Origin of the sequence: Campylobacter sp. LR291e (genome assembly GCF_008633915.1) — a bacterium.
In the GTDB taxonomy this organism is placed as follows: Bacteria; Campylobacterota; Campylobacteria; order Campylobacterales; family Campylobacteraceae; genus Campylobacter_D.
On sequence record NZ_VJNV01000008.1, the window covers coordinates 1 to 13225 of the forward strand.

General features: G+C 29.3%; 13 protein-coding genes. All 13 read right to left on the bottom strand.

Annotated elements, in window-relative coordinates; translation table 11 throughout:
• Nucleotides 1–29: 29 nt before the first annotated feature.
• The 13 genes from FMM58_RS01770 to FMM58_RS01830 all read right to left on the bottom strand — a co-directional run bounded on the left by FMM58_RS01770 (nt 30) and on the right by FMM58_RS01830 (nt 13165).
• Entirely contained in the window at nt 30–1664 is a 1635-nt protein-coding gene (locus tag FMM58_RS01770) for a methyl-accepting chemotaxis protein (RefSeq protein ID WP_150139681.1), read from the bottom strand.
• Between the two features lie 81 nt (nt 1665–1745).
• Complete coding sequence (locus FMM58_RS01775) at nt 1746–2495, bottom strand: prepilin-type cleavage/methylation domain-containing protein (RefSeq protein ID WP_150151305.1); 750 nt, start codon at nt 2493–2495, stop codon at nt 1746–1748.
• A complete protein-coding gene (locus FMM58_RS01780) occupies nt 2479–3690 on the bottom strand; it encodes a hypothetical protein (RefSeq protein ID WP_150139684.1) in 1212 nt (403 codons plus the stop codon). Before FMM58_RS01780 ends, FMM58_RS01775 begins: the two co-directional genes overlap by 17 nt.
• 111 nt (nt 3691–3801) lie before the next feature.
• Nucleotides 3802–4350 carry a 3-oxoacyl-ACP synthase gene (locus tag FMM58_RS01785; RefSeq protein WP_150180326.1) on the bottom strand — a complete coding sequence of 183 codons (549 nt, stop codon included), beginning with the start codon at nt 4348–4350 and terminating at the stop codon, nt 3802–3804.
• A 330-nt stretch (nt 4351–4680) separates the two neighbouring features.
• Nucleotides 4681–5469: an AAC(3) family N-acetyltransferase gene (locus FMM58_RS01790; protein ID WP_223810432.1), complete on the bottom strand. Its 789-nt coding sequence runs from the start codon at nt 5467–5469 to the stop codon at nt 4681–4683.
• Nucleotides 5462–5689: an acyl carrier protein gene (locus FMM58_RS01795; RefSeq protein ID WP_150151311.1), complete on the bottom strand. Its 228-nt coding sequence runs from the start codon at nt 5687–5689 to the stop codon at nt 5462–5464. Before FMM58_RS01795 ends, FMM58_RS01790 begins: the two co-directional genes overlap by 8 nt.
• On the bottom strand, nt 5680–6423 hold the full coding sequence (locus FMM58_RS01800; protein WP_150180327.1) for a formyltransferase family protein: 744 nt from the start codon (nt 6421–6423) through the stop codon (nt 5680–5682). The genes FMM58_RS01795 and FMM58_RS01800 overlap by 10 nt, the downstream gene beginning before the upstream one ends.
• On the bottom strand, nt 6413–7153 hold the full coding sequence (locus FMM58_RS01805) for a GNAT family N-acetyltransferase (protein WP_150180328.1): 741 nt from the start codon (nt 7151–7153) through the stop codon (nt 6413–6415). Before FMM58_RS01805 ends, FMM58_RS01800 begins: the two co-directional genes overlap by 11 nt.
• Nucleotides 7140–8627: an AMP-binding protein gene (locus FMM58_RS01810; RefSeq protein ID WP_150180329.1), complete on the bottom strand. Its 1488-nt coding sequence runs from the start codon at nt 8625–8627 to the stop codon at nt 7140–7142. The genes FMM58_RS01805 and FMM58_RS01810 overlap by 14 nt, the downstream gene beginning before the upstream one ends.
• A complete protein-coding gene (locus FMM58_RS01815) occupies nt 8617–9891 on the bottom strand; it encodes a DUF4910 domain-containing protein (RefSeq protein ID WP_223810433.1) in 1275 nt (424 codons plus the stop codon). Before FMM58_RS01815 ends, FMM58_RS01810 begins: the two co-directional genes overlap by 11 nt.
• Nucleotides 9892–10199: 308 nt before the next feature.
• The gene (gene pseC, locus FMM58_RS01820) at nt 10200–11327 is read right to left on the bottom strand and encodes a UDP-4-amino-4,6-dideoxy-N-acetyl-beta-L-altrosamine transaminase (RefSeq protein WP_150152087.1); all 1128 of its coding nucleotides are present in this window, start codon (nt 11325–11327) and stop codon (nt 10200–10202) included.
• Entirely contained in the window at nt 11327–12331 is a 1005-nt protein-coding gene (gene pseB / locus FMM58_RS01825; protein ID WP_150139697.1) for a UDP-N-acetylglucosamine 4,6-dehydratase (inverting), read from the bottom strand. The genes pseC and pseB overlap by 1 nt, the downstream gene beginning before the upstream one ends.
• A gap of 9 nt (nt 12332–12340) precedes the next feature.
• Entirely contained in the window at nt 12341–13165 is an 825-nt protein-coding gene (locus FMM58_RS01830; protein WP_150152084.1) for an MBL fold metallo-hydrolase, read from the bottom strand.
• Nucleotides 13166–13225: the final 60 nt, after the last annotated feature.

Sequence of the window (13225 nt, forward strand, 5' to 3'; positions counted from 1 at the left end):
AATTTAATCAAGACCCTAGGGTCTTGATTTTATAATTTAAAGATTTTAATCTCTTTTTGCAAGTTATCGCTAATTTGTTTTAATTCTTGCATGGCGGCCTTATTTTCGCCAACATCTTTTTGAGTTTTTTGAGCAATATCGGCTATAACATTTATCTTTTCTTCAATATCCTTTGTAAGTTGTACCTGATTAACAACTGCCTTGCTAACTTCTTGTGCTTGCAATAAACTATCGCTTGCTTGGTCAAAAATCACCTCAACACTATCCCTAACGCCCTCGCTTAGCATTTTACCTTGGGTTACAAGAGGAATTGACTCTTCTATAATGCTAACTGTTGCGTTCGTTTCTTCTTGAATTTGCTTATTTATAATAGCTATTTGGTCAGTCGCACTACCTGTTTTTTCAGCTAGTTTTCTAATCTCATCAGCCACAACTGCAAAGCCACGACCAACCTCACCTGCCCTAGCTGCTTCAATTGCTGCATTAAGGGCTAGTAAATTTGTCTGGTCTGTTATCTCGCTAATTAAATCAGTACTTGTACCAATGTTTTTAGCATGTTCGTTAAGTGAAGAAATTTGCTGGGCTATGCGAGATGAATTTTCAGCGATTAACTCCATTTGAGCTGCTGTATCTTCTGCAGATTTTTTATTATCTTGACAAACATCGCTTGTGCTTTTAGAATTTTGTTCTGTTTCAATAGCACCCTTTGAGATAAACTGAGTAGCTTGAGAAATTTCATAAATTTTAGCCACTGATTCCTTTGAGGTCTGTGCTTGTTGGATAACGGATTTTTCTATATGATTAATCCTTTCTACGCCAGAATCCGCCTTTTGATTAAGCTCATTTGAGATAACTATCATCTTTTTAACAATACTTTTTAATTGTTCTTGCATTTTAAGCACAGCATAAAGTATGCTTTCTTTATAATCTGTGTGAATTTTTTGAGTTAAATTTCCATTGGCTACTTCTTTTATAATCGCATTTACCACGCTTGGTTCACCACCCACTGAATTTTTGATAAAGCGAACTATTAAGAATATAGTTATAATTGCAACAATTAAAGATATTAACACTATAAAAAGCATTACAAATTTAAAAGACTTGGTTTGCTGTAAGGCATTATCAGTTATTTTTTGATTGGCTAATTCTTCATAGTCAATAATCTTATTAATCTGTGCAAGCCATAAGATAAACTCACTCCTTGCCTTGTCTAAAAGCAAGCCAGTTGCACGATTTCTATCCATATCCTTGGTAATATCACTAAGAATTTCATTATAAATTTCTCTAGTTCTTTTATCGGTTTTATCGATATCATTAAGCATGGCTACGATTTCTTGATTAATCTCGCCCTCCTTTACCATTTGCATTAATACTTCATGTGCTCTTTCATAGTCACCCTCAAGCTTTTTAATTTCTTCAAGAGTCTTTGATAAATCGCTTTTATCGCGAATCAAAATAGCATCTCTTACTAAAATAGAGCGGTCATGCACACTACCTCTGTAATTAACAGCCTGCCTTTGTATCATAGCATTTATACCAGTTGCTGTTGTCAAACTATCATCTAAGAATCCTACCTTGAGTATCGCATAAAAAGCTATTATTAGCATAAACACTATTATAAGTAGAAAGCTTAAATAAAGTCTAGCACTAATTCCTAATTTCATTTTAAACTCCATATAAAGATAATTTTTAAGCGACATTATACCATTACATAAATAATAAAAAGTATTGTTTAGCAAATTTTTCTAAATTTTTTCGCAGGGTGTAATTTTATTTTTATACTCGATTAATTGCACATTATGCGAATTAAATTCAGGTATATAAGCAAGGCCACTTAGGGTTTGAACTACTATGCAAATGCTTTTATTTTTGTTGCTAAGCCTTATTACACATTTATCATTTAAGCTTAAATTCTTATCAAAGGCCGAGGTTGCGTTTTTTAAGGGCGAGTAAAGGTGATTAAACTCATCAAAGATAATCTTAGTTGAAGTCCCCGAACAAGCTGCCCTTAATTCAGCCTTTATAATGCCAAAATTTTTTTCTATGTTAAATCTTGAAGTCATTTTCATTCTATCGCTTTCAATTCTTGCGTCTAAAACTCCGCTTTGTCCATAATTCATAAGCTTATTAGGATTTAAAATATCCACTGCCATTTCCCTATCTACATTTACATTTATTTTTCCTAAATTTGCGTTGCCGTCTCCATTTTTATCTAAAAAAATAGAATAACTTAAATTTTGATTAGTGAAATTTGATTTATTAAAATAAAGTTGCCACCTGCTTTTATACCATTCATCACTAGCAACGCTTAAATTTTCTGGTCTAAAAGCACTTTGAAAAAGGGCTAAACTTCTTGTATATCTTAAATCATTTACTATTTGAAATGCCCCTTCATAAAGCCTATCTTTTTCAAAAAATATCTTTGAAAAAGATAGTAAAATTCCTAAAATACAAAGACTTAAACAAAGTTCAAGTAAGCTAAAGCTTTTTTTCATAGCTTAACACTTGATAAAGAATTTCATGCTTTCCAAGGCTTATTTTTATAGTTTTTTTATCATTTTGCAATAAAGTTTTATCATTGATTCTTCTTAGATAAAAATTAACGCTATCATCAATGCCATAAAATTTAAGCCTTTCTTGCAAGGTTGGGGCTACCCTAACAGCATTTACTCCTTGCTTTTTAAGTTCAATGCTTAGTTCTTTTGCAAGGTGGTAATTATAAGCAAAATGCCTTTGTGGGTTTGATATAAAGGCATAAAGTGCTTTATTTGCTACTATTGCTAGATAACAAATGGTTAAAAAAATCACAGCACATTCTATAAAAATTTTATATTTTAGTCTAAATTTAGGAAGTCTTACGCGATACGAGGCCATTAAAGTTTTTATAAGCAATGGGGTACAAATCACGCAAAAGGGTAAAAAATCTTCTAAAAAAAGTCTTTGTCTAAGTGAAAGTACAAGGCAAAATATAAAAGTCACGCTCATTAAAAACCATAATAAATTTTTATCCTTTTTAAAGGCTAAGCGATAAATAACATAAAAAAAATATATAAAAACAAGGGGGGAAAAACAAGCAGCAAAAATACCTAAGGTATCTAAAAAATGCCCACTTGGCTTACCTCCTGTTTCAAAGCCATAAAAGGCAAGATTAAAGGCAAAAAGCACTATGCTAACAAGGGTTAGAAAAGAATTTTTTTTATAAAGTGCAAAAAAGAAAAAGGTTAAAAATAAGATATTAAAGGAACTATCCACAAATAAAGAAAGTATCAAACATACATAAAATAGGTATTTTTTGCCATATTCATAAGCACAAAGTATAACTAAGGATAAAAAAAGTACAAAAGAGGCCTCATTTACTAACAAGGCACTTGCAATGGTACCTGGTAAAAGTATGAAAAGCAGTAAAGAAAAAAGGGCGTCAGTTTTAGTTTTTGTGTATTTTAAGGCTAAGATATAAAGTAAAATACAGCTTAAAAAATGAAAAAATAAAGAGGTAAATCTTAATCCAAAATCATTTTGACCAAATAAAAAGGTACCAAAATGGGCTAAGATTTTAAGCAAGGAAAAATCACCATAATAAATACTTGCTTCGTATTTACTTATGCTAAGTGTGCTTATACCATAGCTTAAAAAGATAAAATCAATGATTAATAATAAAAATATATACTTTAAATTAGCTATTTTTTTCATAGCCTTGATTTTACAAAAATAAGTTTAAAAACAAATTTTATAAAAATATGCAATCTTTAAAATTTATATTTAAGTTAAGCATATTAAGCACTATGCCTGTGCCAAAACCTACTAGGCAAATTTGACAATTCCACCGCCATTATAAAGACTTAAATTTAAGGGTATATTGTTTATATCGTTATTGCCATAATGCTTAAAGACCTCGTTAAAGCATTTGTTTTTATCTAAATTTAAAAGTTCTAATATCTTTGTATAAACAAAATTATTCGCACAGCTTATTAAAAAAGTGTCAATATTCTTTATATTTACTTCATCAAAAAAGCTATAAAAAAATTCTTTTAAGTTATCTTGTAAAAAATTAAAGATTAAATTATTATCCACTATCAAACAATCATCGCCCTTTTTATAAGCACTTAGTGGCAGGGTTTCTTTAAGGGCTAGTTTAGAAAAAAGTTCTTGTTTAAAAAAACATGGTTTTTTATCCTTATCCTTAGTAATTAAAATAGCACTTGCACTATCGCTAGTGCTTGCATAGATGATTTTATACTTTAATTTTTTGGATTTTGTGTTATATAAGATTAAGTATATATTATTAATATCTTTATTTTCAAGTGCTAAAAAGACTTGAAATAAACTAGCATTAAAGCCCCAGCAATACATATTTATATCAAAACATAGGGTTTTTTACTTAAATTTAAATTGTTATGTACTATGCAAGATACCCCGGGTGCTAAAAAATCAGGGGTATGTCCTATAAAATAAATAAGGTCTAAGTCTTCTTTAACCCCACTTTGAAGTATTTTTTAAAGGGCTTTCGTGGCTAAATCACTAGCAAATTTTTACTTATAATGCTTATTAATGCCTAAATTTTATTTTGCAAGTTTTATTTTAAGTTCGTTAAATTCACCTTTTAACTCGTCTTCAAAGCCAATACAATCTTGTCCAAGTACATTTGCTATAATTTTTATCTTATGGTTATTTACTTTCATTTCATTCCTTCAATAAAAAATTTTCATCCCTTTTCATCATCTCATAAAAAGTATCGTAATATTTTTTAGTATCTATTAAAGTGATATTTGCATTTGCTACATTTTTAGTATTAAAATTATTACTTTGTTTTAATAGTTTTAATACCTTATCTATATCAAGTTCTGATTTTTCATTTAATTTTCTTACATAATACTTTATGCTTTTTTGCCTTTTATTACCCATTTCATCTATGAAATTTCCGTTAAATTCTTTAAAATATCTGTAAGATACGAGGGCCTCTTCTTCTATAAAATGCGTAAAGGTATAACCTAATTTTTGATTACCAAAGATTAAAAGCTTACCTTTTTCATCCTTTAAAACATCATAAACGCTACCCTTTTCAAAGCAGCTTTTACAATCCTTTTTTAAAAGTTCAGCCTTAGCCCCACTTATAGCAAAAGAAAATATAGGGTCATTTGTCCTATAAACGCCATTTTGTTTTCTGTAATGTTCGGTTAAAATTCCCATAGTACTTCTTGAATTAAGTTTGTCAAAGTCTAAATTTTTACAAAAACTATAGGTAAAGGTTGGCATGATAAGGGTGCCATTTTTGCCTAAGATATCTTTAAAAATTTCAATAATCTTATTTAAAAAATCCTCTTTTTTAAGCAAGGGCATACCAAAGGAAAAAATTTCAGTATGAACGCAAAGCATATCACCTTTACTAAGCCCTATTTCTTCTAAGCTTAATAATAAATCCTTGCTATAAAGTATCTTTTCTTTATACTTAATCAAAGCCTCATTAATCACTCATAGCCTTTTCAATCATTGCTTTAATGCTTTGAAAACTCTCAAAATTATTTGCCTCGATAAATTCAGCCTTTAATGGCTTTTTAAAATGCTTTTCAATGGCATTTACAAGGCCCATAATATCAAGTGAGTCAATAATGCCTTCGCTAAGCAGGTTAGTAGCATTTTCATCTATATCATCTCTTTGAATTTCTTTGAAAAATTCTTTAATTAATTGCATGTTTTCTCCTTTGTAATTGAAATTTTCATATCATCACTTAAATGTAAAATCAAGCTTTTTTCGTTTAGTTCGTAAAAAAGCACCTCGTATTCTTTTTCAAAAAGTTTTATCTTTGCATAAGGCAGACTTCTTTGAAAACCCATATTCATAGCCCTTAAAAATGATGAAATTTTTTCCTTACTCCAAGAAAGTTTTAAAAAGCCATCATTTGGTATATCTTTAAATTTGTGCCAACCCCCCCCCATTTCTTGTTTAAAGCACGAGTTATTTTTAAAATTTGTTAAGGCCTTTGAAAAGGTGTTTATAGCTAGGTTATGTTGTAAATTTAAAAGCTTTAAGCTTGTTATTTGCTTATCTAAAATAATTTCGCCTTGTACTAAAATATCGCCTGTGTCTATATTGCAATCTACCTTATGCCAAGTAATGCCACTTTTTTCATCATTATCAAAGATACAAAAAACATGGGCGTTTACCCCCTTGTGTTTTGGTAAAAGTGAGTTATGATAATTTATAATAGAATTATTTAAAACGCATTCTTTTTTAAAGATATAAAAGCTATTTGCTGAAACTATAAAGCAGTTTTTAAGACCATTAAAAAACTTATTAAAATCCTTGAAATTTTCTTTTTTGCTTTCTATATAATCTATCTTTGTTTTAAAAAACTCACTGGCTATTTCTTGACATTTTTTGGCAACTCTTCCTTGACCTAATATTATAATTTTTTCAAAATTCATTAAAATTCCTATAAAATGCTAAATTTATATTGGTATTTATAAAATTACTTCTTTTATAAAAATTAATGGCTTTTTCATTTGTATCATCCACAAAAAGCTTAAAATTTAGCACTTCTTTATTAAGATTTATAAAATCACAAAGCAGGGCAAAACTTGCCTTTTTATTCTTTAAATTTTTGCTAACAGCTATAAAGTCTAAGAAAACGCTATTTAAATGTTTGCTAAAAATTAAAGCTCCTTTTATAAGCTTATCTTCTGTGTAAATTAAAATCTCATTTTGCAAAATCTTTTCTTTCAACTCTTCTTCACTAAAATAAAAAAGATACTCAAGGCTAAAAAATTCCCCTAAAAAAGCCTTTATTTCTGCTACTTGATTAAGCTCTGCAAAGCTTGTCATGTTAAAATTTGGTATGGTTATTTTTTCATTTTTTAAAATCATTTGCGTAAAATTTCTAAAATTTGAAAAATTATTAATTTGTAAAAATTCCTTAAATTTATCAAAGGCCTTATTTTTAGCTAAAAGCTTTAAGTGCGTGTTTTTGAGCTTGAATTTTTTATTTTCATTTATAAAAAAGTACATTAAATTTAAATTTTTTTCATAGATAAAAAAATTATTACCTTCTTTTTGAATGCTAAAATTTTGAGATTTTAAACTTGCCAAACTTTCATAAAAATTACTAAGTAAAAAGCCCTTTTCAAAGGTGCTTAAAAGCTCATCAAACAAGCTCATTTAACGCCTTTTTATCAATCTTTGAATTTGCATTTAAGCTAAATTTTTCTACCCTTATAAATTGCCTTGGTATCATATAAATTGGCAATTTATCCCTTAAAAAGTATTTTAAATTTAGCTCTTTACTACTTTCATAAAAGCCATAAATGCAATCATTTTTAAAGATACAAGCACTATTTTTTATATCATGGTGAGAACTTAGCATTATTTCTATTTCTCCAAGTTCTATTCTATGGCCCATAAATTTAATTTGAAAATCCTTTCTACCATAGCATAAAAGCTCTCCCCTTTCATTGTAAGCTACTATATCGCCTGTCTTATAGCAAAGGTCTAAAAAATTATTATGCAGTGGATTTTGTATAAAGGCTTCTTTACTCCTTTTTTCATCATTATAATAACCAAGCGATAAACTAGTCCCCCTTACAAGTAACTCGCCCTTAACAAAAGGCTTTGTAATTAGCTTATAATCTTCATCAAAAACTAAAAGCCCTACATTTTTACAAGCCTTACCTATAGGTAAAAGCTCATCATCCTTAAATTCTCTATCTACTACATAGTAACAGCAAATATCAGTTAACTCGGTAGGTCCGTATAAATTTGCAAAAAGGGTTCTTGGTAAGAATTTTCGCCAAATATTAAGCTGTTTATTAGGCATAATTTCAGCAGCAAATAATACTCTTTTTAATGATTTTAACTTAAAATAATTTAGGGCATTTGTATTTGCAAAATAAATAAGCACGGAAGGCACCCAAAAAATAGTACTTATCCTTTTATCTTCTATGTATTGTAAAATTTTATTAGGAAAGGCAAATAAAGAAGTTGGCACTATATGAAGGCAAGCTCCCATTTTAATGCTTGAAAAAATATCTAGTATAGAGTTATCAAAATAAAAAGGGGATTGATTTAAAAAGCTATCTTTTTTGCTAATCTTAAAGGTTTCGCACACCCAAAAGGTATAGTCTATAACGCTTTTATGAGCTATACTAACGCCCTTTGGAATGCCTGTGCTTCCACTTGTAAAAAAGACATATAATAAATTTGTATCAATATGCCTTTGTTTTGCTAGTTTTAAGCCCTCTTCGTTTATATCATAGTCTTTAAAATCTTGCGTAAAGATAGTTGGTAAATCAAAGCTATAAGGAAAGTCTTTAAAGGTTATTAAAAGCTTAGGTTTTAAAATTTCAATAACTTGTTCTATCCTTTGTTTAGGGGTCTTTTTATCTAAAAGCGTATAAAAATTTCCACTCTTTACAACGCCAAAAAAGCTAAGCAAACAATCAATGCCCTTTGGTAAGATTATCAATACCCCTCTTTGAAAATCACAATTTATTATATCTATAATCTTACTAGCTACTTTTTTGCTTGTCTCATTAAAGTCCTTATAACTTATGCTTTTATCTAGTTCTTCAAAGGCTATTTTATTTGGAAATTTCTTAACTGATTTTTCTAAAAAGTCATTAACATTAGTTATCATTTTTTACCCTTTTTATAAGTTTAAATTTTAATAAATTTTCTATTATGTCTTTTAGCTCGAAAGCCTTGATATCAAGGATATTGGCTATATCGATTATGTCCTTTTTACCATCACAAAAGGCTAAAAAACTTGCAATTGGTGGAGGGATATTTTTAACATTTATGGTATGATAGAGTCCTCTTTTTCCTAAATTTGGTTCGCAAATGGTTGTGGCCTTGTAGGTTTCATTTAATTCTAAGCTTAAAATTATTTCTTGCATAGCCTTTAAGGATCCATTTAGACCATCAACACTTATAAAATCAAGATTATCTAAGCTTGTGTGATATTCTTTGTATTCTGCGTACTTAGAACGACAAATTCCAACTACATTTAGATTTACTAAAGGATTATTATATTGTCTTTCATCACTTCCTCTATATAAAAAGCTATACTGCTTAAAATTTGGCTTATCTTTTAAAATATGCAAGGCTACCTTATCACTTAATGAGTTAGAATTTGGAGTATTAATCAAAGAATAAGCTAAATTATCTCCAACGCAAGATAGCACAAAACCGGCCTTAACATATCTTTGTAAGTGATTTAAATTCTTACTTAAATAGCAAATTGAACCTATGGTTTCAGGTATAAAAACAAAACGATAATTATATTTTCTTTTTTTCAAGCTTTTAAGCCATTTAAAAAGACCTGCCGAGACACAAGGACCACTTAACTCGTTATTTGCCATTGAAGGATGACATAAATAGGTAGATATTAAAATTTCATTTTTATTTTTAGTAGTTGATTTTATAAGACTATCTGCAAAATGCAAATTCCCTTTTTCATTAAAATTTGAGTCAATAAAAAGCTTATAAATTCCTTTTTTTAATTTTAATCTTTGATTATGAGTAAGGCAAAAGCCAAAACGTCTTTTATAATAGCTTGTTACATAAGGAATGGCATCTGGCATATTTGGCAAAGAATATAAATAATTTTGAAGCTCATCAAGGCTAAGGCTTAAATTCACAGGGCAAGAATAGTTTAAAATATGTAAATTATTCTCTTTAAAATCACAAATTTTTTTATTATCAGGACTTAAAATATAAGCATCTTTTATATTCCATTCAGGTGGCACGACCCAATCAAACACCTTAGTACCACTTTTTACAGAGTGAATTTTTAAGCTACTTTCTCCCATAAACTCATCAATGATTTTCAGGCTTTGTAAAAAGCCATCACCAGTGATAGAACGACAAATTGGAAAAAGCTTTTTTGCTAATTCAAACACCTAAAACCTTATGATTTAAAATTGCTAAAAGTAGTCTTTTTGCGAAAAAAATTGTATAGAAAAAAAAAAAAAAAAAAACGCAAGATTGAATTTAATAAAAATTTAAGTTAGTGATTTTTGCTGTTTATGATAAAAAATTTAAATTTTTAAAAACGTGATTAATGATAGAAGATTTAAACTTTAAAGTGATTTTTTGAAAATTTTCGCCTTGCGTTTTTTTTTGTATATAATTTCATCGCAACTATGAAAGAAGCTCCCCTGCTTAAAAATACTAGTCCCCCTACATATAGTAGGGTGGCTTTTTATAGTTAGCAATAATCCTTTTTGCACTCTTTTAAAAGCTTAAAAAGATTATCCCTAACATAAATAGCATCTTGCAAACTCATTTCTTGGTGGCAAGGAATGCTAAGTTCTGCCTTATAAAAATTATCTGCATTTTCAAGGAAAATTTCGCCCATTTTCTTTTTATAAAAGCCAAATTCATAGGTTGGCTTATAATGGACTTGTACGCCTATGTTTAAGTCAAGTAGCTTAGCAAAAAGCGTTTCTTTTAAGCAATAAAACTCAGGAAAAAGTAAGATAGGATACAAATGCCTAGAACTTTTTTTATATTCTTTAATCTTAATTGTGGAAAAATAAGGATTTTTCTCAAATTCCTTATCGTAAAATTTAGCTATTTCTTCTCTTTTTTCTAAATTTTTATCTAGCTTTTTAAGTTGGTTTATACCCAATGCACAAGCTACATCACTTAACCTATAATTATAGCCAAGTTCTATCATATCGCTATCATAAAGCTTTTTTTTAACTATGCCATGACTTCTTAAAAGCCTTACTTTTTTAATTAATTCTTCATCATCGCTTAAAACTGCCCCACCTTCAAAGGTAGTAATAGGCTTAACAGGATGAAAAGAAAAAACGCTTAAATTCGCCATTTTTCCCACCTTTTCATCCTTAAACATAGCCCCTAAGGCATGACTAGCATCATCAAGCAAAGGGATTTTATAATCCTTACTAAGCTTTGAAATTTTATCTATCTCAACGCTATTTCCAGCATAATCTACAACGCAAATCGCCCCTATATTTTGAGAACTTATCCTAAGCCTTTCTTCAAGCTTTTTTTCATCTATGTTTCCATCGCTTTTTATGTCTATAAATTCTACACTTGCCCCTGCCATTAAAGTAGCATTTGCAGTAGCTACAAAGCTAATAGGAGTACTAAGCACTATTTTATCCTTAACATTTAAGGCTAAAAATGCTAAGTGAAGTGCTGAGGTGGCCGAATTTACCACACAAGCATACTTAACCCCAACATAACTTGCCAAGGCTTCTTCAAATTCATCTACCTTTTTTCCACCCGTTAAAATATCACTTTTCAAGCTATCAATTACGATTTGAATGTCGTTTTCATCTATGTTTTGGTGAGAATAGCTAAGCATTAAAAAGCCCCTGTGTGTTCTATTATGTCTAAAAGTTCTTCTTTACTGGCCCAGGATGGGTTATTATCAGAACTATAAGAAAAGCCATCCCTAACCTTTTTTCCAATCTCGCCCTTTGCATTTTTACTAAAATCTACATCAATATTTGTAAAACTTATACTAGGACTTATAATATAATATTTTTCAAATTCATATGTTAAATGACTATCATCGCTCGAAATCATTATCTCGTGTAATTTTTCACCAGGTCTTATGCCTATAATCCTTATATCTAAATTTGAATCAAGGGCTTTAGCTAAATCTGTTATTTTCATTGAAGGAATTTTTGGGATAAAAATTTCACCCCCATGCATTCTTTCAAAATTGCTTAAAACAAATTTTACGCCTTCTTCTAAGGATATCCAAAATCTAGTCATTCTTTCATCAGTAATTGGCAAGGATTTTTCACCCTTAGCTATTAATTTTTTAAAAAAGGGTACAACAGAACCCCTTGAACCTACCACATTTCCATATCTTGTAACGCTAAATCTTGTTTTTTTGCTACCTGCTATATTATTTGCTGCGACAAAAAGCTTATCACTGGCTAATTTTGTAGCCCCATATAAATTCACAGGATTGCAAGCCTTATCAGTAGATAGAGCTATGCATTTTAAGACATTATTTGCTAAACAAGCATCGATTACATTTTGAGCCCCGTTAATATTTGTCTTAATGCACTCCATAGGATTATACTCAGCAATTGGTACATGTTTAATGGCTGCTGCATGTATCACAAAATCCACATCTCTCATAGCAGTTATTAACCTATCTTTATCCCTAACATCACCTATAAAATAACGCATACAATGGGCATTAAACACTGACGCCATTTCAAACTGCTTTAACTCGTCTCTTGAATAAATAATAATCTTATTTGGCTTATAATTTTGAAGTAAAATTTTTGTATAAGTCTTACCAAAAGAACCGGTCCCACCCGTGATTAAAATGTTTTTACCATTAAACATAATTATCCTTTATTTACTCAAATTTTCATCTAAAAAAAGAGGCTTAGAAATTGGCATGTGTGCACCAACTACAGGTATTTTATTTTTTTTAAAATAGTCTAAAAAATACGCCCTATTCTTAGCTGCCTGGGTTTTATTATTATCATAAACCACATTTATATTTGGACTTTTACTTTGTATATCATAAAAATGCACTAAATCACCCATAAAAACTAACTCCTCGCCTGATTCGCTTTTAATGGATATTAAATTGTGCCCCGGGGTATGCCCATAAGCTTTTATAGCGAAAAGCTTTATATCATCATCAAGCATAGGAAATCTTTCTTTAAAAAAATGCACCTTACTAAAAGCATTTAAGGCCTTTTTTGTGTTTTCATTTGTGGAATTTAACCAAAAATTTAACTCATTTTCATCTATGAAAAGCTGGGCGTTTACAAAGTTATTTTGGCCTTCTTTATCTAAAATTCCACCTACGTGGTCGGGGTGTGCATGAGTTAAAATAAGATGAGTAATATCGCTAAAATCAATGCCAATATTGTTTAATTCAAGCTTTAATTTTGCTTGATTGTGTGGAAAGCCTGTGTCTATTAATATATTAAAATTTTTAGTTTTAATAAAGATTATATTTAATTGATTTGGCTTTAAATTTGAAAAAGTAGAAATGAAATTTTTTTCTTCGTTGTTATTTGATACTAATTTTGTAGTATCAAGCTTACTTTCTTGCAAGGATATCACATACACACTAGCCCCTTGCATTTGCGTAAAATAATTTTTATTTAAATCATTTGCAAACAAAACACTTAAAAAGCTAAGCAAAGATAAAAGAATTCTCATTTTTTGTCCTTTATAAAAATTTAGTTATTGTAATATTTTTTAAATTTAATTTCAATAAAT

What these genes read in the sequence shown, in the direction of transcription:
- FMM58_RS01770 (WP_150139681.1), bottom strand. Translation starts at nt 1,664, where the DNA reads ATGAAATTAGGAATTAGTGCTAGACTTTATTTAAGCTTTCTACTTATA.
- FMM58_RS01775 (WP_150151305.1), bottom strand. Translation starts at nt 2,495, where the DNA reads ATGAAAAAAAGCTTTAGCTTACTTGAACTTTGTTTAAGTCTTTGTATT.
- FMM58_RS01780 (WP_150139684.1), bottom strand. Translation starts at nt 3,690, where the DNA reads ATGAAAAAAATAGCTAATTTAAAGTATATATTTTTATTATTAATCATT.
- FMM58_RS01785 (WP_150180326.1), bottom strand. Translation starts at nt 4,350, where the DNA reads ATGTATTGCTGGGGCTTTAATGCTAGTTTATTTCAAGTCTTTTTAGCA.
- FMM58_RS01795 (WP_150151311.1), bottom strand. Translation starts at nt 5,689, where the DNA reads ATGCAATTAATTAAAGAATTTTTCAAAGAAATTCAAAGAGATGATATA.
- FMM58_RS01800 (WP_150180327.1), bottom strand. Translation starts at nt 6,423, where the DNA reads ATGAATTTTGAAAAAATTATAATATTAGGTCAAGGAAGAGTTGCCAAA.
- FMM58_RS01805 (WP_150180328.1), bottom strand. Translation starts at nt 7,153, where the DNA reads ATGAGCTTGTTTGATGAGCTTTTAAGCACCTTTGAAAAGGGCTTTTTA.
- FMM58_RS01810 (WP_150180329.1), bottom strand. Translation starts at nt 8,627, where the DNA reads ATGATAACTAATGTTAATGACTTTTTAGAAAAATCAGTTAAGAAATTT.
- pseC (WP_150152087.1), bottom strand. Translation starts at nt 11,327, where the DNA reads ATGCTTAGCTATTCTCACCAAAACATAGATGAAAACGACATTCAAATC.
- pseB (WP_150139697.1), bottom strand. Translation starts at nt 12,331, where the DNA reads ATGTTTAATGGTAAAAACATTTTAATCACGGGTGGGACCGGTTCTTTT.
- FMM58_RS01830 (WP_150152084.1), bottom strand. Translation starts at nt 13,165, where the DNA reads ATGAGAATTCTTTTATCTTTGCTTAGCTTTTTAAGTGTTTTGTTTGCA.